Source organism: Bradyrhizobium sp. HKCCYLRH1034, from assembly GCF_051168375.1.
Lineage (GTDB): Bacteria > Pseudomonadota > Alphaproteobacteria > Rhizobiales > Xanthobacteraceae > Bradyrhizobium.
In genome coordinates, this window is sequence record NZ_JBNPUW010000021.1 from 43,546 (window position 1) to 65,068 (window position 21,523).

Sequence of the window (21,523 nt, forward strand, 5' to 3'; positions counted from 1 at the left end):
CGATCGCCACAATTGCCGATATCAATTTCGTTCGCGGGCTGAATGCTTTATGACCAAGCTGGAAGCGCTGGATTGGGCGGACGATGGACGTCAGGGAATTCGAGGATCTGATCGGCAGGCTGGGTGAGGACATCTCGCGCTGGCCAGCGGAGCAGCGTCAGTCAGCTGCTGATCTGCTGGCATCCTCTCCCGAAGCCGATCGATTGCTGTCCGAGGCACGTCTTGTTCGTGAGGCGCTGTCGTCGCCGCCGGCGCGTGCACCCGCGGGCTTGACGTCGCGCATCCTTGCTGCGGCCCATCGCCTGACCCAAGAGGAAGCGGCAACCGCCCCGGCCGACGCCCACCAGCCTGGCTGAGCCCTAGCCAGGGCCGAGCTTGGGCGGCTACGCTTTGGCCGGTTGGACTTCGGCGCTGGAAGCGCAACACCATCGCATCAGTCATCTCGCTCAATCTGTCGAGCTCTCTTGCGCGCGAATCCGGGCGCCCGAGTGCGGCGACGGCGAACCGTCGCGCCGATGCAGATCGGAGCCTCGCACCAGGCGATTTTTGCCCACTCAGCGCAACCGCGCGGCGGCAAATTCTGCCGTCGGATCAACTAATTCGACCGACTAATTGTGCGCCTGGAATCGGCGTTCCGGCCGTTTGATCAGCAAACGCCTTCACGACCGCGTGGTCGTGCTGTGTCCCGCCGTCGTTCGCGGCGCGAGCCGGAGTTCTGCCATGACCGTTTCTGCCGCGAGTTCGTCGACTGCGACCACCTCATCGACCTCATCATCCAGCGACACATCTCGTACGACACTCAGCTCGACCGACTTTCTTCAGCTCCTGGTGAGCGAACTCCAGAACCAGGATCCGCTCAATGCGACCAGCGTGACCGACTTCATCAACCAGATGACGTCCTACGCCAACTACACCTCGCAGCAGTCGCTCAACAGCAGCATGACCTCGCTGGCCGGCTCGTTCTCGAGCCTGGTGACGCTGAATTCGGTGAACTACATCGGTCACACCGTCGAGGCCAAGAGTGACACCGCCGTTCTCTCGAACGGCTCGGCGACGTTCGGCTATTCGCTGTCGTCGGCGGCATCGAACGTTTCGATCTCGATCAAGGATTCCTCCGGAAGCACGGTCTGGACCGGCACCGGGACCGGCAACAAGGGCGCCAATTCGATCACCTGGGACGGCACCGATTCCAGCGGCAATCAGCTCAGCGACGGCGGCCAGTACACGATCTCCGTGACGGCGACGGACTCCGCGGGCACCTCGGTCCTCAACTACACGACGGTCACCGGGACCGTAACCGGCATCGACACCTCGACCAGCACGCCCTCGCTCACCGTCGGCGGCGTTCCTGTCAGCGCCAGCAACATCATCGGCGTCACCTCCTGACGGCATTACCCGGAGTACAATCATGAGTCTTTCTGGAGCCCTGTCATCGGCGATCTCGGCGCTCAATGCGCAGAGTTCGTCGCTCGCCATGATCAGCGACAACATCTCCAACGCCGATACGACCGGATACAAGACCACCTCCGGCCTGTTCGAGCAGCTGGTGACGGCATCGAGCAGTTCGAAAGCCTATTCCTCGGGGGGCGTCTCGGTCTCCGGCCGTGCCAACATCACGCAGCAGGGGCTGCTGGCCGCCACCACCAACGCGACCGACGTCGCAATCCAGGGCTCGGGTTTCTTCGTCGCGACCAACTCGACTTCGGCCGGAGGCGAGACTTTCTACACCCGCAACGGCGCGTTCACCACCGACAATGCCGGCTATCTCGAGAACGACGGCTACTATCTCGAAGGCTGGCGCACCGATGCAACCGGCAACGTGGTCGGCAACGGCCTCGAGCCGGTCAATACGAAGGTGGCGCTGACGAATGGTGGGGCGACGACCAAGACGTCGCTTGCGGCCAACCTGCCGGCCGATGCCGCGAGCGGAGACACCTTCAGCAGCTCGATGACCGTGTACGATTCGCTGGGGCAATCGCACGCGCTCAACGTCACCTGGACCAAGGGGGCGACGGCGAACGAATGGACCGCCGATTTCGCGCCGGCGACGGCGTCGGACGGCACCGTGACGAGCGGCACCTATACGATCGATTTCAACTCAGATGGTTCGCTCAGCACGGTCTCCTCGACCAATCTCGGTATCACCTGGAACAACGGCGCCGCGGCGAGCTCGATCGCGCTCAGCTTCGGCACCACCGGCGGCGGTACCGACGGCCTGACCCAGTTGTCGTCCGGCAGCACGACGCCGAGCGTCTCCAACTTCAGCGCCAATTCCGATGGCATCTCGTTTGGCACGCTGAGCAGCATTTCGGTCGGCAAGAATGGTCTCGTCGAGGCGACCTATTCCAACGGACAGACGGTTCCGATCTACAAGCTCGCGGTAGCGACCTTCGCCGATCCCAATGGTCTCGTGGCGCATAGCAGCGGCATGTACACGTCGACGGCGACGTCGGGCAATGCGACCCTGCAGGCGTCCGGCGAGAATGGTGCAGGAACCATCTACGGCAGTGAGCTGGAATCGAGCACGACCGACACCACGGGCCAGTTCAGCAACATGATCTCCGCTCAGCAGGCCTATTCGGCGGCATCGCAGGTGATCTCGGCCGTCAACAAGATGTACGACACGCTGATTTCGTCGATGAGGTGATCATGGCCGACCTGAAGAGGGAGCGGCTCGGCGAGGGCGAGGCTCTGCTGAAGAGGCTGCAGCGGCTGAGACTGCGCGCTGCGACCGCCGGCAAGGACGACCGCGCGCAACTGCTGGCCTTGATCGACGATATCGAAACGGTCCGACGAAAGCTGCTGCGTGAATGCGCGCTGCTCGACGAAGAGCTCAAGGTCGCCACCGTGAGGGTGACGGCGCTGAATACCTACGCCCGTGTCGCGCAGATCAGCCGCCGACCGCAGCGTGAACAGTAGGATGGGAGCGACAGGATGAAACACGCAATTCAGGCCGATCAGCGGCCGGCCAGCGAAGATGAAGTGCGGACCTTGATCGCGCTGATCGACGAACTCATCGCGGTGGTGTCGGAGGAGAATGCGGAGCTTGCCAAAGGGCTCCCGGCCTCGCGTTCCAAGCAGCTCGACGACAAGAATCGGCTCGCCGGGCTGTTTGAGCAGCGGGTCGCCGAATGCGCCAGGCGAACGGCGAGCCTCGACGTCCGCGACCGTGTGCTGCGCGAGCAGCTCATGGAGCACATCTTCAACCTTCGTGGCGCGATGGACGAGAACCTCGTTCGGCTGCGGGCTGCGATCGAAGCCAGCAATCGTCGCATCGAGGCGGTGATGCAGGCGATCCGCGAGCAGATCGCGAATGCCTCGCCCTATGGCGCCGGTGGACGTCGTACCGCGCGTGCGACGTCCTGTGGAACCAACGTGAGGGCGTGATGGCCAGCCAACAGCGGGAGTAGGGCAATGTCGCTCGACATAGCACGGCTGGTCGCCTTCAGCGGCATCTCGGCCACGGAGCTGCAGATCAGCGTGGCGTCGTCGAACATCTCGAACGCCGACACGAAGGGGTATACGCAGAAGACGGCCAACCAGGTCACGAACGTGACCGGCGGAATCGGGACCGGCGTTTCCATTACCGGCATTTCGAGCAATGTCGACAAGCTGCTGCTGAAATCCTTGATCGGAGCCAATTCGGAGCTCGGCGCGGCCGACACCACGAACAACTATCTGACGCAACTGCAGCAGCTGTTCGGCAGCGCGTCCACATCCGGCACCTCGACGACGGGAACGTCGCTGGCAAACTCGCTGGCATCGCTGGAGTCCGCCTTGTCGTCGCTGGCGAGCTCGCCCAGCAGTGTTTCGCTGCAATCGGCAGTCGTCAGCGCGCTGGATGACTTCGCCAGCCAGCTACGCAGCACGTCGAGCGGTGTGCAGACGTTGCGGGCCAACGCCGACAAGGACATCGCGTCGTCGGTTCAGAGCGCCAACGACGACCTGCAACAGATCGCCGATCTCAATGTCGAGATCCGCAAGATGGCGGCGTCCGGCCAATCGACCGCCGATCTCGAGGACGAGCGCAATGCCGCGTTGCAGGACCTTTCGTCCTATATGAACGTCAGCTACTACGCGGCGTCGAACGGCGACCTTCAGGTCTATACCTCGTCGGGGCGAGCTCTCGTCGACAGCTCGGCGCACACGCTGAGCTATACGGCCTCGGCGAATGTCTCGGCGGCGTCGAGCTATGCGTCCGGCGGCTTCAGCGGCATCATGGTCGACGGCGTCGACGTCACGTCGCAGATCACGTCGGGCAAGATCGGTTCGCTGGTCACGTTGCGGGACGAGACCCTGCCGGCCGCGCAGACCCAGCTCGATCAGCTGGCCTCGCAGCTGAAATCGTCGCTGAATGCGATCACCAATGGCGCATCGGCCGTTCCACCTCCGACCGCTCTGACCGGGTCGGCGAGCGTCAGCAGTACGACGGCCCTGTCGGCGTCCGGAACGGTCCGCATCGCCGTGGCTGACCAGAGCGGCAATCTCGTTTCGTACGAGGATCTCGACCTGTCGTCCTATGCGACGGTGGGCGATCTGGTCACGGCGCTCAACGGCATCTCCGGGGTCTCTGCCTCGATCGATTCCAGCGGACACCTGTCGATCAGCGCCACGTCGTCGTCGAACGGCATCGCGATCAACGACATGACCAGCGCGGTCGGCGGCAGCGGCTTCTCCGACTATTTCGGCATGAATGACCTCGTCACCGGCACGAGCGCCGCCAATTTTGCCGTCAACAGCAGCATCCTGAGCGGCGCGGCCGGTTTGCCCACCGGCACGCTCGACGGCTCCGCGACGTTGACGACCGGCAGCCAGGTGCTGACGGCCGGCTCGGCGACGGTCATCGACGCGCTCGTTGACAAGCTGACCGGCTCGACCAGCTTCGCCTCGGCTGGCGGCCTGAGCGCAACGACCGGCTCGTTCGCCGACTACGCCGCGGCGATCGTCGCCAATGTCGCCAGCAAGGCGTCGCAGGCCTCCACTGCCTACACCGCGAAGTCGACGGCCCAGTCGAGCTATGCCAGTTCGCTGTCCTCGCAATCGGGCGTCAACCTCGACGAGGAGACGGCGCGGCTGAGCTCGCTGCAGAACAAATACGCTGCCGCCTCGCAGCTGATCTCCGTGGTCAACAGCATGTTCTCGTCTCTGCTCACTGCCGTGCAATCGACCTAGTCCGGAGTGCACATCATGACGATGCGGATTGCGACATTCTCGAACTCCGACCAGATGATCACGGGCGCGCTGCGGACGCAGGCGACCATGGCCAACCTCCAGGTGCAGGAGGCCTCGGGGCTGAAGGCCGAGTATCTCGCCGGTTACGGCGCCGACACCCAGCACGTCGTCAATCTGCAGGTCTCCGTCGCGCGGGCGCAGTCCTACATCGACGCTGCGACTCTGGCGGACAGCAAAGTGCAGGTCATGTACTCTGCCGTGGGGCAGGTGTCGGACATCGTCAGTCAGCTGCGCACGGCCCTGAGCGCTGCGAGCTCCGGCAGCAGCACGGGAACCACGTCCGCGATCAGCAGTGCGCAGCAGTTGCTGCAGCAGATGTCGGGCATTCTGAACACCCAGTACGACGGGCAATATCTGTTCGGCGGTGCGCGGACCGCGACGGCGGCGGTCGATACGTCGAGCTTCGCTTCCGGCACGGGATCGTTGACCACGACGGATACCAGCTATTTTCAGGGCGACAGCGAGCTTGCCACGGTCCGGGTTTCCGATGGGCAGTCGGTCACCTATGGCGTTACTGCCGACAACCCGGCGTTCGAGGAAGTCATGCGGGTCCTGAAGTTCGTGGCCAACAGCTCGACCCTGTCCGGAACCGACATCACCTCCGCGCTGTCGCTTGCCGATCAGGCGGTCGACGATGTCGCCACGGTACAGGCCAAGCTCTCCGATGCGGCGTCCCGGATCGAGAGCGCGAAGTCGCAGCAGACCGATTACAAGAGCTATGCCGAGAGCCTGGCGACCGACCTGACCAGCGTCGATGTGGCGGCGGTGACCGCCCAGCTCTCGACTTATCAAGCCCAGCTCACGGCGAGTTATACCGCCATCTCCAAGATCCAGAGCCTGAACTTGGCCAGTTACCTGCGTTGAGCCCCGACTTATCGCGCGGCGATGCAGGGCGCAGGGACCCGAGCAGAGCCGGATCTGCCGGGCGGGCATAGACCTTGCCGGCGGCCGGCCTTGGGATCCGCATTCCCAGCCGATTGAAACCATGCGCCGCGCCGGAGGTTTGTTGACGGGCATCTCGTCGGCGGAACTCTCATGGACCAGATAACTCAGCCTCGAAGCGACGGCCATGGCTTGCGGCCCGTGGCGGACAATGTGTGGATCGTCGACGGCGGCCGGATTCGGGCCGCCGGACTGCCGCTCTCCGTGCGCATGACGGTGATCCGCCTGTCGAGCGGTGATCTGCTGCTGCACTCGCCCACGCGCTTCACTCATGCGCTGCGGGAGGAGCTGGAGCAGCTGGGACCCATCAAATATCTGCTCGCGCCCAACGTCGCGCACTGGATGTTCCTGCCGGACTGGCAGGCGGCCCTGCCGAATGCGCAGGTCTTCGCTGCGCCGGGCTTGGCAGAGCGCCAGCAGGTTCGCCGCAGCGGCCTGCGTATCGATCGTGAGCTGACCGATGTCACGCCGGACGAATGGTCCGCAGATATCCAGTTGGTGCTCGTTGCCGCACCGATGTTCACCGAAGTGGAGCTGTTTCACGGGCCGAGCCGCACACTCGTCCTGACAGACCTCGTGCAGAACCTGGCACCGGAAGGTCTGGGCATCGTGGCGCGGACCGCGGCGAATCTGCTCGGGATCACCGCGCCTGATGGCAAGGCACCGACCCATCTGCGGATGCTGCTGCGGCTCGGCGGCCGTGCCGTCCGGCTCGCGGCGGCGCGGTTGATTGCGCTGGCGCCCGAACGCGTAATCTTTTCCCATGGCCGATGGTTCGACACCGGCGGCGCGCACCAGCTGCGCCGCGCGCTCGGCTGGCTGCTGGATGCCTCCCCCGAGGCGCGCCGGCTGATGCGTGATCTGAAGGGAACGCGCGTCGTGGTGACGGGCGCCTCGAGCGGCATCGGCCGGGCGACGGCACTCGCCTTGGCGCGGGAAGGGGCCAGCATCGTGCTGGCCGCGCGGCGCGTGGACGTTCTGAAAGATGTCGCGGCCGAATGCGAAACCCTTGGCGGGCGCGCCATCGCCGTCGGCACCGACGTGACCGATGCAGCCGCGGTCATGCACTTGGCCGATCAGGCCGTGCAGACGTTCGGTGGCATCGATGTCTGGATCAACAACGCCGGAACCGGGGTGTTCGGCGCCTATCAGGACGCCGACATCGCGCTCCACCGTAAGACCATCGAGGTCAATCTGCTGGGGACGATGAACGGTGCCTATGCGGTTCTGCCGGTCTTCCTGCGGCAGCAGCGCGGAACCTTGATCAACAACATCTCGCTCGGCGGATGGGCTCCGACTCCGTTCGCCGCCGCCTACACCGCCAGCAAGTTCGGCCTCCGCGGCTTCTCGGCGAGCTTGCGTCAGGAACTCGCCGGTCACAAGGATATCCACGTCTGCAGCGTATTCCCCGCGATGGTCGACACGCCCGGCTTCGTGCATGGCGCCAACATGTCCGGCCGCAATCTCGGTCCAGGACCGCTGCTGTATCGGCCCGAGGACGTCGCCGAGACGTTCTTGCAGTTGATCCGCGCTCCTCACGACGAAGTCGCCGTCGGCTGGCCGGCGCGGCTCGGGCAGATCTCCTATGCCCTGGCGCGCTGGCCGACCGAGCGACTCCTGAGCACGGCGTTCCGTTTCCTGTTGTCGCGCGCGAAGGGCGCACCACGCAGCACAGGTGCCGTGTTGGCGCCGATCGCCGCTGGCACCGCGGTGAGCGGCGGCTGGCTCGTGCGCAAGAAGCTGCCGCCGGCCGGGCAGCTCAGCAGAATTGGATTGGCACTTGGGCTCGGAGGCATCGCGTTGGTTGCTCTTGCGCGCGCCCGCCGGCCTTCGCGGCCATCGCGCCGACATATTACCCGCTGATCCCCGGGGGCGTCCATGCTCGGCAAGCTCGATTGGTCGGCGATCCCCTTTGGCCAGCCCATCCCGCTCGTGGCCGCAGGCCTCGTGCTGGTGGCGATCCTCGGTGTCCTCGGATGGGTCTTGGCGAAGGGGTACTTCCCTTATCTCTGGCGTGAATGGATCACCAGCGTCGATCACAAGCGGATCGGCGTGATGTACATGCTGCTCGCCTTCATGATGCTGCTGCGTGGCGGCACTGATGCGATCATGATGCGAACGCAGCAGGCGGTGGCGTTTCATTCCAACGGCTATCTTCCGCCGGAGCACTACAACCAGATCTTCTCCGCCCATGGCACGATCATGATCTTCTTCGTGGCCATGCCGTTCGTGATCGGGCTGATGAATCTGGTCGTGCCGCTGCAGCTCGGGGTACGGGATGTCGCCTTTCCCACGCTGAACTCCGTCGGCTTCTGGCTCACGGCCACCGGCGCGCTGCTGGTCAACGTGTCCCTCGTCGTCGGCGAGTTCGCGCGCACCGGCTGGCTGCCGTTCCCGCCCTTGTCGGAGTTGACCTACTCGCCGGGAGTGGGCGTGGACTATTACATCTGGGCGCTGGAGATCTCCGGCGTCGGGACCCTGGTCAGCGGCATCAACCTGGTCACCACCGTCCTCAAGCTGCGCACCCGGGGCATGAGCTATCTGCGCATGCCAATGTTCTGCTGGACCACGCTGGCAACGAACCTGCTGATCGTCGCGGCGTTTCCGATCCTCACGGCGACGCTGACGATGCTGATGCTCGACCGCTATTTCGGCTTCCACTTCTTCACCAACGAGGCCGGCGGCAACATGATGATGTTCATGAACCTGATCTGGGCCTGGGGACATCCCGAGGTCTACATCCTGGTTCTGCCGGCGTTCGGGATCTACTCCGAGGTGGTCGCGACGTTCTCGAGCAAGTCGCTGTTCGGCTATCGCTCGATGGTGTTGGCGACCATGGCGATCTGCGTCATCTCCTTCATGGTCTGGCTGCATCATTTCTTCACGATGGGGGCGGGCCCCAACGTGAACGCGATCTTCGGCATTGCGAGCATGATCATCGCGGTGCCTACGGGCGTGAAGATCTATAATTGGCTGTTCACGATGTATGGCGGGCGGGTGCGCTTCACGACGCCCATGCTGTGGTCGGTCGGCTTCATGATCACCTTCATGATCGGCGGGCTCACCGGCGTGCTTGTCGCGGTGCCGCCGGCGGATTTCCTGCTGCACAACAGCCTGTTCCTGGTCGCCCATTTCCACAACGTCATCATCGGCGGCGTGCTGTTCGGGGTGTTCGCGGGTGTCACTTACTGGTTTCCAAAGGCGTTCGGCTTTCGGCTGTATGAGAGCTGGGGCAAGGCGGCGTTCTGGTTCACCCTCATTGGCTTCTACGTGACCTTCATGCCGCTCTATGTCGTCGGCCTGCTCGGCATGACCCGACGGATGCAGCACTACGATGTCGCGGAATGGCGTCCCTGGCTTGCAGCTGCAACGTTCGGCACGGCGCTGCTCGCGATCGGCGTCATTCTTCAGATTCTCCAACTGGTCTTCAGCATCCGCGATCGCGATCTCCTGCGCGACACGACCGGCGACCCCTGGGACGGCCGCTCGCTCGAATGGGCCACGTCCTCACCGCCGCCGGTGTTCAATTTTGCGGTGCTGCCGAATGTGACGGGGCAGGATGCGTATTGGCGGATCAAGGAAAATGCAAAAGACCAGCAGCTCCATACGCGGGAAAAGGACTACCAAGACATCGAGCTGCCAAAAAACTCCCCCACGGGATTCGTCTGCGCCTTCTTCGCCACGGTCATGGGCTTCGCGCTGATCTGGCACATCTGGTGGATGGTGGCGCTCGGCGCAATGGGCGCGTTGGCGACATTCGTCGTGTTTGCCTGGCGCGATCACGACGAGTACGTCATCCCTGCGGCGGAGGTCGCCCGGATCGATCGGGGCATCATCGAAGCGCGGCAGGGATTCTCGTCGTCAGCGGCTGCCGGGGCCTGAGACCCATCGAAGGGAAGCTGCCGGTGCGTCGGGCCAGCCGCGCACCGGCGAATTCACATCACCAGCGATGATGGGCGCGGATCACGCCATGGCCGTGGCGGTGATGGCCCCAACCCGGACCGCGGTAATAGCCGTAGCTGTGGCGCCACGGCCGCGGGCCATAGGAATAGCCGTAGCTGCGATAGATCGGGCGCGGCACGTAGCTGTAGCCGTAGCCGCCGTAATAGGGGCGGTAGGCCGGGTAGTAGCCGCCATAGCCGTAGGGATAGGCGGCGTAGCGATACCCGCCGTAGTAGGGATAGGGCGCGTAGCCGCCATAGTAGGAGGGGGCGGCGATCGCCGATCCGATCAGGGCACCCGCCAACAGCCCCGCGCCGATCGCGGCACCGCCGCCCCAGCCGCCATGCCAGCCGCCGTAGCGGACCTGGACGGCATTCGAGCTTTCGGCGCCCGGTTTGGCGGCTGCCGACAGCGACGTCAGCGGCGCAGCCGAGACCGAGTGCAGCGTTGACAAAGAAAGTGCGCCGGCGATGGCGAGCGTCGCGGCGGCTTTGAAGGTGACCATCCCGATGTCTCCCGTTGATTCAGGCTCATACTCAACCGGATGAGACGAACTTCGTTGCATTTGTCGCGGCGGACGTTTTGTCGCGCGCCATGGGTCCAGGCGGCGGTCGATGCCGGAGACCGGCATCGGCCTTGATGTCGCTACGGGCAGGAATGGCGCAGGCCGTCATTGCCGAGATAGGTGCCGGAGCCCGGGTCGTAGGACCGGAAGCGCTGGGCGCAATAGGCCTGGGCGTTGGCGGCCTCGGCGCGGCTGTTGGCGATGGCGCCACCGATGATCGCGCCGGCCGCGAGGCCGCCGAGGGCGGCGGCACCCGCACCATAGCCGTGGCGATGCCCGTAAGAGCGATGGCCGTAATAGCCGTGGCGATGACCGTAACCGCCGCGCCAGTGGCGATATTGCACCTGCTGCAGCTCGGTCGCGTTCTGCGCGGCTGGGGTCGGCGCCGGGTGGTTCGACAGCAACGGCGCTGCGGCGAGCGGCGATGCGGCCGCGAGCGACATCGTTCCGATGGTGGCGACCGTCAAAAGTTTGCGCAGATCCATCTGCGTGCTCCTTTCTGTTCGTTGTGCCGGAGGGCAACGGCTCGCCGTCGCCCTCCGTTCCGCGCTGCAAAGGAGCATGTCGGCGGCACGAGGTCGCAGCAAAAAGCGAACCGTGACCGCAAGCTACTCGATCAGCGCGTCGAGCAGCGCATCCGGACATTCCGTCATCATCGTATGCCCCGCGCCGGGCAGCACGATGGTGCGCGATTGCGCGATTGCAGCCGCCAGCGCCTTGCCGGCCTTCAGCGGCGTCATCATGTCCTTCTCGCCGAGGATCAGCCGCGTCGGAACCTTGATCCTGGCCGCCGCTGCCAGCGCATCCTGATAGTCGTTGCAGGCGGAGAGATCGTTGAACAGCACGCCCGGCGCGCAGCGCTCCAGGGTCGCCTGCGCGCCGCCATGCATCCACAGCCCGGGCGCGCGGCTGCCGCCGAGCTCGGCGGCAAAACCGAGGCCCCAGATCGAGACCATGTCGATGGCGGCGTGATCGTTGGCTTCGGCGGCCTTCAGGAGGTCAGGTCCGACCGTCATCGCTGCCGCGGTGCCGATCAGGCTGAGCGCCGACACGCGATCGGGATGGCGCGCCGCGGCATCCAGCGCGATCAGCGATCCCATCGAATGCCCGATCAGGTGAGCGGGCTTCGCGTTCACCGCCTGCAACAGCGCGACGATCCAATCGGCCATGGCGGTGATGGTCGGCAGCGCCGGCCCCGTCGAGCGGCCATGGCCCGGCAGATCGGGCGCCAGCACGGCAAAGCCGTGATGGGCGAACCAGCGGCTGTGCAGCGCCCAGACCGAATGATCGAAGCCGGCGCCATGGATGAAGACGACGGCGGGCAGGGACGAATCGAACTCGCGGCCGCCCGTGGCAGCGAAGACCTCGTGATCTCCGATCGACAGTTGCATGGGCTCACACCTTCTGCGAGGCGCGCAGCGCCTGTCCGAGATCGTCGATGATGTCGCCGGCCGCCTCGATGCCGACCGAGAGCCGGATCAGCTCCTCGCCGATTCCGGCCGCGGCGAGCTGGGCTGCGTCCATCTGCTGATGCGTGGTCGAGGCGGGGTGGATCACCAGCGTCTTGGCGTCGCCGACATTGGCGAGATGGCTGATCAGCTTCAGGCTCTCGATGAACTTGCGTCCCGCGGGACGTCCGCCCTTGATACCGAACGAGATGATCGAGCCGGCGCCGCGCGGCAACAGCTCCTTGGCGAGCGCATGGTCCGGATGGGTCTCGAGCGAAGGATGCAGCACCCAGTCGACGGCCTTGTTGGCGGTCAGCGCCTCCAGCACCGCGCGGGTGTTGGTGACGTGCCGCTCCATGCGCAGATGCAGCGTCTCTACGCCCTGCAGCAGATGGAACGCGTTGGTCGGCGACAGGCAGGCGCCGAAATCGCGCAGGCCTTCGGTCCGCGCGCGCATGATGAAGGCGGCCGCGCCGAACTGCTCGTCGAAGACGATGCCATGATAGCCGGCATAGGGTTCGGTGAGCTGCGGGAACTTGGCCGAGGCGCGCCAGTCGAACCGGCCGCCATCGATGATCGCGCCGCCGATCGCGATGCCATGGCCGCCGAGCCACTTGGTCGCGGAGTGCATCACGATGTCGGCGCCTTGGGAAATCGGCTGGCTCAGATAGGGCGTGGCGAAGGTGTTGTCGATCAGGAGCGGCACGCCGGCCGCGTGCGCGATCGCCGAGACCTTGGGGATGTCCAGCACCTCGAGGCCGGGGTTGCCGAGGGTCTCGCCGATCAGGAGCCGCGTGTTCGGCTTGATCGCAGCGCGGAAACCGTCGTGATCCCTGGGCTTGACGAAGCTCGTGGTGATGCCGAAGCGCGGCAGCGTGTGCGCGAGCAGGTTGATGGTGCCGCCATAGAGCGAGGAGGAGGCCACGATGTGATCGCCCGCATTCAGAAGCGTGGCGATGGCCAGATGCAGCGCCGCCTGGCCGCTCGCGGTGCAGACCGCGCCGACGCCGCCTTCGAGCGCGGCGAGCCGCTCTTCGAGCACGGCCGTGGTCGGGTTGGAGATGCGGGTATAGATGTGGCCGGCGCGTTCGAGATTGAACAGCGCCGCGGCGTGCTCGGTGTCGTCGAACACATAGGACGTGGTCTGATAGATCGGCACCGCGCGGGCGCCGGTCGCGGGATCCGGGTGCTGGCCCGCGTGCAGGCTCAGGGTCTCGAAGGCGGGCGGTTTCGGCGGCGGCATGCGGATCAACTCTCCTCAAGCAGATCGCATCTTCTGCCACAGATTTCGCGGTCCGTCAGGAGCGGCGCGGTGCGCCGCCCCTGCGACATCGATCAGCCGCCGAAGCGCTGCGGGAACAGGCCGGCCGAGGCGATCTCGGCGATGGACAGGCGTGCGCTCGGCTTCTCGCGCTCCTTGAGCATGGCCGGCAGCTTTTCGCCATCGCCCTTGCGGCCGACCGCGATCGCGATCTCCACGGCGAAACCGGCGGGCACCCCGAGGGCCGTCTGCGCGGCGGCGACGTCGAAGCCGCTCATGCCATGGGTGATCCAGCCGGACAACGCGGCCTGGTTGGCGAAATTGGCCCAGGCCGCGCCGGCATCGAAGGAATGCGTGCGCGTCGGTGCCGGCTCGGTCTTGCCCGCCGGGATGAAGGTCTTCTTCGACAGCACGTAGACGATCGCCGCGGCATGCTGCGCCCAGCCGCGGTTGAACTCGACCAGCGGCGCCAGGAAGGTGTCGAACTCGGCCGAGCCGCGCAGCGCGTAGAGGAAGCGCCAGGGCTGCGAATTGTAGGAGGAGGGCGCCCAGCGTGCCGCCTCGATGAAGGTCAGGAGCTCCGTCTCGGGAAGCGCCTCGTCGCTGAAGCCGCGCGGCGACCAGCGATCGACGAAGATGCGATGCGCCGGATGCTCGGTGATGCGGCCGGTCGGGGGAGGAAGATGGGCAGTCACGGGTGGTCTCCTTCGTTCAGGCTCGTCGTCGGGCCTCGTGCCGCGCTTCGCTGCCGGGCACAATCTCGGCTCCTGTGTGGCTCACGGCGCTTTGGGAGTCCAGATCGCCAACGCCGATGTGTCCACCTTCGCCGGCAGCACGCGCTCCGCCAGGAAAGCGTCCGCGATCTTCTGCTGTTCCGACAGGCCGGCCGCGGTGACCGCGCCGACCTGGTAGGAGCGGTGGCTGTTGGCCTCCTCGACGGTGGCGGCATCGATGCCCCACAGGGCAGCGAGTTGGCTCGCCGCGGCGGCCGGATTGGCCTTCACCCATTTGCCGGTTTCGACGAGCTTGCCGTAGATGACGTTGAGGGCGTCGCCATGTCCGGCGGCGTAGTCGGCGGATGCGAGATAGTAGCGCTTGTAGCTGGCAAGCCCGTCGCTGCCGTCCGCGAGCACGCGCGCCCCTGACTGGCGGATGGTGCTGGTCAGGAACGGATCCCACGCGACCCAGGCATCGACATTGTTGCTGACGAAAGCGGTCCTGCCGTCGGCGGGCGGCAGATAGGCGGGGGTGATGTCCTTGAAGGTGAGACCCGCTTTGGCGAGCGCGGCGAGCAGCAGATAGTGGCTGCCGGCGCCCTTGGTCACCGCGATCTTCCTGCCTTTCAGCTCAGCGAGCGTCTTGGCCGGCGAAGCCGTTGCCACGAGGATCGCCTGGGCCGACGGCGAGGCGGCCTCCTCGGCGACATAAGCGAGCCTCGCGCCCGCGGCCTGCGCGAACACCGGGACGGTATCGGCGACATCGGCGCCGACATCGATGCTGCCGATGTTGATCGCTTCCAGCAGCGGCAGGCCGCTGGAGAATTCGTGCCACGACACCTTGATGCCGAGCGGCGCCAGCGCCTTCTCCAACTCGCCATTGGTTTTGAGGAGGGCGATCAGGGTCGAGGATCTCTGATAGCCGATGCGCAGCGTCTCGGCTGCGTCGGCTTGCGACGTGGCGAGCGCGCCGAGCAGGGCCGCGGCCATCATCAGGACGCCGCGACGGGCGAGATGCAAGGGCCGCGCGCGACGCAGGCCGCTGAAGGACGGTGTCATTCGGCAATCTCCCAAACAGGCGGTTGCATGCAATTGTCCAGGATCATTCGCAGGATCGTCAGCCCTGCGCAATCTTGCAGATCTGTTCATATGGAGAGGAAAGTTTCTCATGTGCCCATGCCGCGAGAAGTTTTGTTTTCTTGGCGCGCGAGATCTGACGAGACAGCCGTTCGCATCCTCGCCACGCGCAGAGCGTCCGAGAGATGTCTGCCGTTCGTCCCTCCATCGAGAGAGGGCACAGGGAAGGCCGGGCGTCGACTGACACCCATGGCCCGCGTGCAAAAAAGGAAGCACGCGGCGGTTACCACAGGATCAGCCGGACATCCGGCCTTCCCTGCGCAACGGGCTTACGGCTTATACGCGTTCTCCCCGGCGCGCCGAGCTTTCTGGCCACCGTCGCCTGCGCGAAGCCGAGCCTCGTCGCAGACTTGATACTAGCATCGGAGTATCAGGACCACGCGATTTCGCCGTCCGGCTCCCATCGTTCGTCCGCGCGCTTGACGCACGCTGCGACGAGAACCGGCCATCGCATCCCGCACCAACGTTTCGTGACGTTCGCGAAGCGCCCCTCTCGATCGGGCGGGATGGGGTGATACAACCATGAATTCTGAAAAAAAGAAACAAGAATATTTTTCGTCGCGGGACTGGACAGGGCAAATCAGCCTGAGAATGCGGGCGAATTCCGCTTCGTCGCGCACGCGCGAGGAGAAGCTATTGGCTCGTCACGCAAGCCCTGGGGCTTCGGCATATCACAATCAGCTTGTGCCCCTCTGCCGCGACGGCATGGCAGGCCCTCGGCCCAGCCATGCCGTCTTAGCGACTCTCCGCAGCGGTCTGGGCAGGCATGTCCGATCGAACCGCCTTGCATCCGCCGGCCGAAATGAAGCGCGGAGCTCATGAGCGGATTTGGCCGGAGCAGGAGCCGCGGAGCAGGCCCCATTCGGAGGACAGTCCGTGATTAGGGCGGACCTTCTGCGACCGAGTCAGCGGCGTCCGCATTCGTTTCCTTAAGGTGACATTGTCGAGGCCCGGCATCATCACGATACCTCCGACGTAGAGGCCGCACTTCCAGCGCCGCAGCCAACCGGCTTCGGCAACAGCAGCCGTCAGCTAATAGTTGAATTAGCCGTAGTTGCGCAAAAACGTAAACGCAACTAACATTTGGCGTCACGATTGCAACCTTTGATGGGCCAACAAGGTGTCAGTTCAAGGAACAGACAGAGGAAAGATTGCGCCAAATCTACTCGCGTTACAAGAAGCTTGGCAGAAACACCCGAAGTTCAAACAGCGGGCGTTGGGCGGGCGACGTGCGCTTGACGGATTTCACTATCAGCTCGCGGTTTCACTTGATCGTTTTTTTGAAGCCGTGTTGGCCCAGAATGAAGAAGCGGCGAGCGTTGCCTTCGAAGGTCTTAGCGACCTCAGTGAAAAGCGTGAAAGCCTCGTCTATCTCACACAGATCAAGACGACCTTGCGAAAGGAGTCCCTTCAAGATGCGATCCAAGAGGCCATCGCAGTGGACGAGTTTCTCGAGGAATGCTGCCCCTCTGTACGGAACAGTTTTCGCTTCAGGATTACTGCGCGAAGTTTACGAGGAAATGTTTCGTCTCAACCCGCGCGCCTGACTGCTTCAGAGCTCAAGCTCGACGCTGTTTCGGCAAAGCGATGGGAACATCTGCGACATCGATGTCTGCCCGTTGAGGTGGACGGTGCACCTGAAGTTCGTTTGGCGACTCGCCTTTGGAACGATGTGACCCACCCGACGACCCTTATTGACACCTGTATGGGTCGGCTCCTTCAAATGCTTCCCTCTGGCGTGTCGCCCGTGCAAATAGCGAAAGCTCTGCTCACGCTTTGGAACACGGCACGTCGACAAAAGGTGGCGCCTCTGCATCTGCTTGGCGCGACGGATCTAAAAAAGGATAATGAGCTGGTCCAGAGGCACATTGTGCACGGTGTTCGCCCCAGCCTGGCTGATGTTCGTGACGGATGTTTCATGGACCGTCCGGAGAAGCTCAAAGCGGTCCTGTCGACGATTCACGAGCGTTGGCTGGCGGATGCACAAGAGCGAAACGCGGTCGTCCCGGTGTTTTGGATAACGGGTCCTTCTGGAGCAGGCAAGAGTGTGCTTCTGCTCCAGATCATTAGCGAGCTCCTGGCGGACGGCCAAGTCGAAGCGGTCAATTATATCGAATCGTACGCGCATGCTCTACCTCGCGCTCTCGACAATGCTAGCGCTACCTCCCTCTCCATGCTGGTCGCAGGCGATGACCTCTACTCGCCGGAGAATCGCGATCCTGCGATATGGCGAGAAGTTGGCGAACTGACCGCAACGGCTCGCAAGTTCCCAAACCGGTTTGCCATTCTCACCTGCGGCCCCCTCGAGCAACTGAAAGCTTTTAGACGCGAGTGCGAACGGCATCGGGCGCTCGATCCGGTCGAAATCGTGGCCGAGCCCCTGACCCCCGAAGAGCAGGTTGCCTACCATGAGTGGTATCAGCAGCGCACCGGTGTCGATGTTCCTATCCGAAGAGAAGCGATTTTCGTCGCAGCCGCGTGGATTTACGAACTCCACCGCGAGCAGAGACTGACGCCAGAGGCTTTTGCCACCCGATTCGACAATCGTCTCCATGAGCTCGCCATTCAAGCACAAGGCCGTGCTGCCCTCATCCTCAATCTCTATGGCCTGAAAGCTCCGGAGGGGCTGTTTCAAGGACATCGGGCAGAATTGGCGCAATTGGTCGGCGAGCAGGTATGGCGTCTCAGCAATCCAAAATCTGGAACGTTGGCGGGCCGCTTCTTTCACCCCCAGATCAGCCGTCTGATCTACGATGCTCTGGTGCCACGCGGCGAGACAGTTCGGCGGGCAGAGGACATTTCTGTTGGGTTTGATGCAATGCTCGAAGAGGGCAAGCCAGCAGACGCGTTTCTCGGCTGGCTGGGCTCCCGCAAGATCGGCAAGGGTAGGACGCGTGGCGCTCTCATGCTTGACGAGACTATGCGTGTGGAAATCCTGAAGGCTTTGTGGCCATGCTTTCGCCGGCGAGGTCCTGAACATGAGATCACCCCACGTCTTTTCGCTTGGCAACAGTCGGCCTTGAGTGCCGAGGTCGATCTGAACGCGTCAGGCATCAAGGCTCGGATCCAATCCTGGTGGCATGACCTGGGCGAGGATGCCCCAGATTGGGGGCTTCTTTTCCAAATGGTGTGGGATATGGCCGCTCAAGAAGAGCGTCTGGTTCTTCTGAGCAGAGGGCGAGGTTGGCTCGGGGTATATCTCGAGGCCGGAACATGGCCTTGGATCAACAGGCGCTTGATCAGGTTTTCACCAGCGGATGCAGTTATCAGAGATCAGGCCTTGGCGTGGCTCAGTCGCAACACCGCGCACCAGTATTGCGCACGCGTTTGGTTGGATCTGTGCGAGACCACTCAGAGCTCACAGCAGCCAAGCTCGGAGCAGGCTGCCCTTGTTCGACTCGCCCTTCAAGCTATTCCGGCCCAACCTGAAAGCGCTGCAGATATTCCGATGTGGACCAAGACTGCTAAGCTCAATCCACCGGTTGCCGAGTTCGTTGACGCCGTTGCTCGCAAGTTGACAAAGGTACGAAATCCGTATCAGCACGAAAAGGGCGTTGAGTTCTTGCTGAGCCTCGTCCCAGCGACCGAGCTCATTGCAAATACAATGCCTGCGCTTCGCAGCAACATGGAAAACTTCGGTTGGCCCTACCTCTGGAGTAATCTCGCGCTAAGGTGTCCGAGAGAAGCCCGTTGGTTGTCGCTCGGCCGCGATTGGCTGACCGGTCGCGATAACGAGCCTGAGTGGAACTTCGTCTGGCAAAAACTGATCGATCAGAACTTCGAGCACGCGACGCTACTGCCGCGCGGCCGCGATTGGCTGGCCGGTCGCGACAACGAGCCTGAGTGGAACTTCGTCTGGCAAAAACTGATCGATCAGAACTTCGAGCACGCGACGCTACTGCCGCGCGGCCGCGATTGGCTGGCCGGTCGCGACAACGAGCCTGAGTGGAACTTCGTCTGGCAAAAACTGATCGATCAGAACTTCGAGCACGCGACGCTACTGCCGCGCGGCCGCGATTGGCTGACCGGCCGCGACAACGAGCCTGAGTGGAACTTCGTCTGGCAAAAACTGATCGATCAGAACTTCGAGCACGCGACGCTACTGCCGCGCGGCCGCGATTGGCTGAACGGTCGCGAGAACGAGCCTGAGTGGACCTTCGTCTGGCAAAAACTGATCGATCAGAACTTCGAGCACGCGACGCTACTGCCGCGCGGCCGCGATTGGCTGGACGGTCGCGAGAACGAGCCCGAGTGGGCCTTCGTCTGGCAGAAACTGATCGACCAGAACTTCGAGCGTGCGACCCTGCTGCCGCGGGGCCGCGATTGGCTGACCGGTCGCGACGACGAGCCCGAGTGGGCTTTTGTCTGGCAAAAACTGGTCGATCAGAACTTCGAGCTTGCGACCCTGCTGCCGCGCGGCCGCGATTGGCTGGCCGGTCGCGACAACGAGCCTGAGTGGAACTTCGTCTGGCAGAAACTGATCGATCAGAACTTCGAGCGTGCGACCCTGCTGCCGCGCGGCCGCGATTGGCTGACCGGTCGCGACAATGAGCCCGAGTGGGCTTTTGTCTGGCAAAAACTGATCGATCAGAACTTCGAGCTTGCGACGCTGCTGCCGCGCGGCCGCAATTGGCTGATCGGTCGCGAGAGCCAGCCGGGTTCGCAGTTGGTTCGAAGGGGGGTGCGGCGCTAGAGGGCAAGCTCGTTCACGATCTGTCGAGCGCCTCGCGATGTCCGTTGATCGTCCTTGACGGGCGTTCCGGGATTCTGCTGATCGGCCGCATGGCGGCCCCCAAGACGCCGTTGAACCGGAGACGCGCCGGCTGCGGGACTACCCGGCCTTACGTTTGTGAGGCTTGTTCGCGGTGGAGAGGTACGCACAGAACATGTCGGCCATCGCATCGGCATAGGCCGATATCTCGGCCCGGCTTCGCGGTGTCTCCGAGAAGTGCTTGCCGACCTGACCGAGCGTCGTCTTGATCAGGTCGGCGGCACGCGCGCGCTCGGTCTCTCCGGCACGAGGCAGCACCTCGCGCATGAAGGCGAGCATGGCGCGGCGGCCACTGGCCCTGGCCTGGCGTGCCTCGGGCGCGTCGCGATAGAGCGGGGCGGCGTCGTCGAGCGCGCCGCGTACGGCGGCCTCGTCGCACTCCGATTGCAGGAACGCGTGAACGAGCGCGCGCAATCGCGTCAGAGGCGGACGGCGCGTGTCCTCCAGAATGCCGTGCAGCAGTTTCGTCGTCTGCTGCCACTCGTCGCTCTGCAGCCTGAACAGGATCGCCGCCTTGTTCGGGAAGTACTGATAGAGCGAGCCGACGCTGACGCCGGCCTTCTCGGCGACACGGGCCGTGGTGAAACGTTGCGCGCCTTCCTTGGTCAAAACCTGAACAGCCGCCTGCAGAATGGCCGCGACGAGGTCGGCCGAGCGTGCCTGTTGCGGCAGTTTTCGCGGGGAAATCGGGGCTTTTCGAGCCGGGGCCATGGAGCGTTCCGAAATGCGATTAGCGAATGCGAATGATTATTCGTATTCTGACTTCGACGCAAACGACACGCATCGAGAACACGGAGAATATCAATGATCACCCTGACCACTCAGCCGGTGGCGCCGCTGCTGGATCGCCTGCTTGCCGAGGCGACGTTGCTGCGGCCGGAGACGAGCCCGATCTTCGCCGGCATGGCCGAACGGGGCGCGCAACTGATGCGCAGCAGGTCCGGTCATGTCGAGCTCTACACGCAGCTCAAGGACTTTCCGTTGCCCGTGTCGCGCGACACCGGCATGCTGCTCTACATGCTGGCGCGCGGCGTCGGTGCGCGATCGATCGTCGAATTCGGCACCTCGTTCGGCATCTCGACGCTGTTCCTCGCCGCGGCGCTGCGCGACAGTGGCGGCGGCCGGCTGATCACCACGGAGTTCGAGCCGTCCAAGGTCGCCCGTGCCCGTGCCAACCTCGCGGAGGGCGGCCTGGCCGATCTGGTCGAGATCCGCCAGGGCGACGCCCTGCAGACGCTGAGCGCCGATCTGCCGGAGACCATCGATCTCGTGCTGCTCGACGGCGCCAAGCCGCTGTATGGCGATATCCTGGCGCTGCTCGAGAGCCGGCTCAGCGCCGGCGCGTTCATCGTCGCTGACAATGCCGACCACAGCCCCGACTACCTCGCCTACGTCCGTTCGCCTGATAACGGCTATCTGTCGGTGCCGTTCGGCGACGAAGTCGAATTGTCGATGCGGATCGGGTGAGCGGCCGGCGACGAACGGCGGATGCCCGCCACCCTCATAGGC

General features: G+C 64.1%; 18 protein-coding genes. 11 read left to right on the plus strand and 7 right to left on the minus strand.

What is annotated here, in order from left to right; translation table 11 throughout:
* Positions 1-83 precede the first annotated feature (83 nt).
* The 9 genes from ACQR0W_RS32280 (at position 84) to cyoB (ending at position 10,056) form a co-directional block, all read left to right on the plus strand.
* Positions 84-356, plus strand: a complete 273-nt coding sequence (locus tag ACQR0W_RS32280) for a hypothetical protein (RefSeq protein WP_315754497.1) — start codon at positions 84-86, stop codon at positions 354-356.
* Positions 357-720: 364 nt separating this feature from the next.
* A complete protein-coding gene (locus ACQR0W_RS32285; protein WP_315718454.1) occupies positions 721-1,386 on the plus strand; it encodes a flagellar hook assembly protein FlgD in 666 nt (221 codons plus the stop codon).
* Between the two features lie 22 nt (positions 1,387-1,408).
* Positions 1,409-2,647 carry a flagellar hook protein FlgE gene (gene flgE, locus ACQR0W_RS32290; RefSeq protein ID WP_316171928.1) on the plus strand — a complete coding sequence of 413 codons (1,239 nt, stop codon included), beginning with the start codon at positions 1,409-1,411 and terminating at the stop codon, positions 2,645-2,647.
* Positions 2,648-2,649: 2 nt separating this feature from the next.
* Positions 2,650-2,919 carry a hypothetical protein gene (locus ACQR0W_RS32295; protein WP_315754493.1) on the plus strand — a complete coding sequence of 90 codons (270 nt, stop codon included), beginning with the start codon at positions 2,650-2,652 and terminating at the stop codon, positions 2,917-2,919.
* 15 nt (positions 2,920-2,934) lie between these two features.
* Positions 2,935-3,387, plus strand: a complete 453-nt coding sequence (locus ACQR0W_RS32300) for a flagellar protein FlgN (protein WP_315718457.1) — start codon at positions 2,935-2,937, stop codon at positions 3,385-3,387.
* 27 nt (positions 3,388-3,414) lie between these two features.
* Positions 3,415-5,172 (plus strand): flagellar hook-associated protein FlgK, encoded by a 1,758-nt coding sequence (flgK, locus tag ACQR0W_RS32305; RefSeq protein WP_316171929.1) that lies wholly within the window; start codon positions 3,415-3,417, stop codon positions 5,170-5,172.
* Positions 5,173-5,226: 54 nt separating this feature from the next.
* Positions 5,227-6,096: a flagellin gene (locus ACQR0W_RS32310; protein WP_315754572.1), complete on the plus strand. Its 870-nt coding sequence runs from the start codon at positions 5,227-5,229 to the stop codon at positions 6,094-6,096.
* A gap of 171 nt (positions 6,097-6,267) precedes the next feature.
* The gene (locus tag ACQR0W_RS32315) at positions 6,268-8,037 is read left to right on the plus strand and encodes an SDR family oxidoreductase (protein WP_315754489.1); all 1,770 of its coding nucleotides are present in this window, start codon (positions 6,268-6,270) and stop codon (positions 8,035-8,037) included.
* 15 nt (positions 8,038-8,052) lie between these two features.
* Positions 8,053-10,056: a cytochrome o ubiquinol oxidase subunit I gene (gene cyoB / locus ACQR0W_RS32320; RefSeq protein ID WP_316171931.1), complete on the plus strand. Its 2,004-nt coding sequence runs from the start codon at positions 8,053-8,055 to the stop codon at positions 10,054-10,056.
* A 58-nt stretch (positions 10,057-10,114) separates the two neighbouring features.
* Here the strand turns inward: cyoB and ACQR0W_RS32325 are convergent, their stop codons facing one another.
* The 6 genes from ACQR0W_RS32325 to ACQR0W_RS32350 form a co-directional block, all read right to left on the minus strand.
* Complete coding sequence (locus ACQR0W_RS32325; RefSeq protein ID WP_315754485.1) at positions 10,115-10,621, minus strand: hypothetical protein; 507 nt, start codon at positions 10,619-10,621, stop codon at positions 10,115-10,117.
* 140 nt (positions 10,622-10,761) lie between these two features.
* Positions 10,762-11,166 (minus strand): BA14K family protein, encoded by a 405-nt coding sequence (locus ACQR0W_RS32330; protein ID WP_316171932.1) that lies wholly within the window; start codon positions 11,164-11,166, stop codon positions 10,762-10,764.
* A gap of 123 nt (positions 11,167-11,289) precedes the next feature.
* Positions 11,290-12,072, minus strand: a complete 783-nt coding sequence (locus ACQR0W_RS32335) for an alpha/beta fold hydrolase (protein ID WP_316166952.1) — start codon at positions 12,070-12,072, stop codon at positions 11,290-11,292.
* Positions 12,073-12,076: 4 nt separating this feature from the next.
* Positions 12,077-13,372, minus strand: coding sequence for an O-acetylhomoserine aminocarboxypropyltransferase (locus ACQR0W_RS32340; protein WP_315718465.1), 1,296 nt, complete (start codon positions 13,370-13,372; stop codon positions 12,077-12,079).
* A gap of 92 nt (positions 13,373-13,464) precedes the next feature.
* A complete protein-coding gene (locus tag ACQR0W_RS32345; protein ID WP_316166948.1) occupies positions 13,465-14,085 on the minus strand; it encodes a nitroreductase family protein in 621 nt (206 codons plus the stop codon).
* Between the two features lie 81 nt (positions 14,086-14,166).
* Positions 14,167-15,165, minus strand: a complete 999-nt coding sequence (locus ACQR0W_RS32350; RefSeq protein ID WP_434840888.1) for an aliphatic sulfonate ABC transporter substrate-binding protein — start codon at positions 15,163-15,165, stop codon at positions 14,167-14,169.
* A 1,198-nt stretch (positions 15,166-16,363) separates the two neighbouring features.
* On the opposite strand from ACQR0W_RS32350, the gene ACQR0W_RS32355 reads away from it, so the two are divergent.
* Positions 16,364-19,936 (plus strand): hypothetical protein, encoded by a 3,573-nt coding sequence (locus ACQR0W_RS32355; protein ID WP_434888680.1) that lies wholly within the window; start codon positions 16,364-16,366, stop codon positions 19,934-19,936.
* Positions 19,937-20,074: 138 nt separating this feature from the next.
* Here the strand turns inward: ACQR0W_RS32355 and ACQR0W_RS32360 are convergent, their stop codons facing one another.
* Positions 20,075-20,725 (minus strand): TetR family transcriptional regulator, encoded by a 651-nt coding sequence (locus tag ACQR0W_RS32360; RefSeq protein ID WP_316171934.1) that lies wholly within the window; start codon positions 20,723-20,725, stop codon positions 20,075-20,077.
* Between the two features lie 93 nt (positions 20,726-20,818).
* Here ACQR0W_RS32360 and ACQR0W_RS32365 point away from each other — a divergent pair, with 93 nt between their 5' ends.
* Positions 20,819-21,481, plus strand: a complete 663-nt coding sequence (locus ACQR0W_RS32365; RefSeq protein WP_316171935.1) for an O-methyltransferase — start codon at positions 20,819-20,821, stop codon at positions 21,479-21,481.
* The last annotated feature ends 42 nt before the right edge of the window (positions 21,482-21,523 follow it).

Coding starts and splice junctions, on each gene's coding strand:
- ACQR0W_RS32295 (WP_315754493.1), top strand. CDS start 2,650: ATGGCCGACCTGAAGAGGGAGCGGCTCGGCGAGGGCGAGGCTCTGCTG.
- ACQR0W_RS32340 (WP_315718465.1), bottom strand. CDS start 13,372: ATGCCGCCGCCGAAACCGCCCGCCTTCGAGACCCTGAGCCTGCACGCG.
- flgE (WP_316171928.1), top strand. CDS start 1,409: ATGAGTCTTTCTGGAGCCCTGTCATCGGCGATCTCGGCGCTCAATGCG.
- ACQR0W_RS32280 (WP_315754497.1), top strand. CDS start 84: ATGGACGTCAGGGAATTCGAGGATCTGATCGGCAGGCTGGGTGAGGAC.
- ACQR0W_RS32300 (WP_315718457.1), top strand. CDS start 2,935: ATGAAACACGCAATTCAGGCCGATCAGCGGCCGGCCAGCGAAGATGAA.
- ACQR0W_RS32365 (WP_316171935.1), top strand. CDS start 20,819: ATGATCACCCTGACCACTCAGCCGGTGGCGCCGCTGCTGGATCGCCTG.
- ACQR0W_RS32350 (WP_434840888.1), bottom strand. CDS start 15,165: ATGACACCGTCCTTCAGCGGCCTGCGTCGCGCGCGGCCCTTGCATCTC.
- cyoB (WP_316171931.1), top strand. CDS start 8,053: ATGCTCGGCAAGCTCGATTGGTCGGCGATCCCCTTTGGCCAGCCCATC.
- flgK (WP_316171929.1), top strand. CDS start 3,415: ATGTCGCTCGACATAGCACGGCTGGTCGCCTTCAGCGGCATCTCGGCC.
- ACQR0W_RS32360 (WP_316171934.1), bottom strand. CDS start 20,725: ATGGCCCCGGCTCGAAAAGCCCCGATTTCCCCGCGAAAACTGCCGCAA.
- ACQR0W_RS32325 (WP_315754485.1), bottom strand. CDS start 10,621: ATGGTCACCTTCAAAGCCGCCGCGACGCTCGCCATCGCCGGCGCACTT.
- ACQR0W_RS32315 (WP_315754489.1), top strand. CDS start 6,268: ATGGACCAGATAACTCAGCCTCGAAGCGACGGCCATGGCTTGCGGCCC.
- ACQR0W_RS32285 (WP_315718454.1), top strand. CDS start 721: ATGACCGTTTCTGCCGCGAGTTCGTCGACTGCGACCACCTCATCGACC.
- ACQR0W_RS32335 (WP_316166952.1), bottom strand. CDS start 12,072: ATGCAACTGTCGATCGGAGATCACGAGGTCTTCGCTGCCACGGGCGGC.
- ACQR0W_RS32310 (WP_315754572.1), top strand. CDS start 5,227: ATGATCACGGGCGCGCTGCGGACGCAGGCGACCATGGCCAACCTCCAG.
- ACQR0W_RS32330 (WP_316171932.1), bottom strand. CDS start 11,166: ATGGATCTGCGCAAACTTTTGACGGTCGCCACCATCGGAACGATGTCG.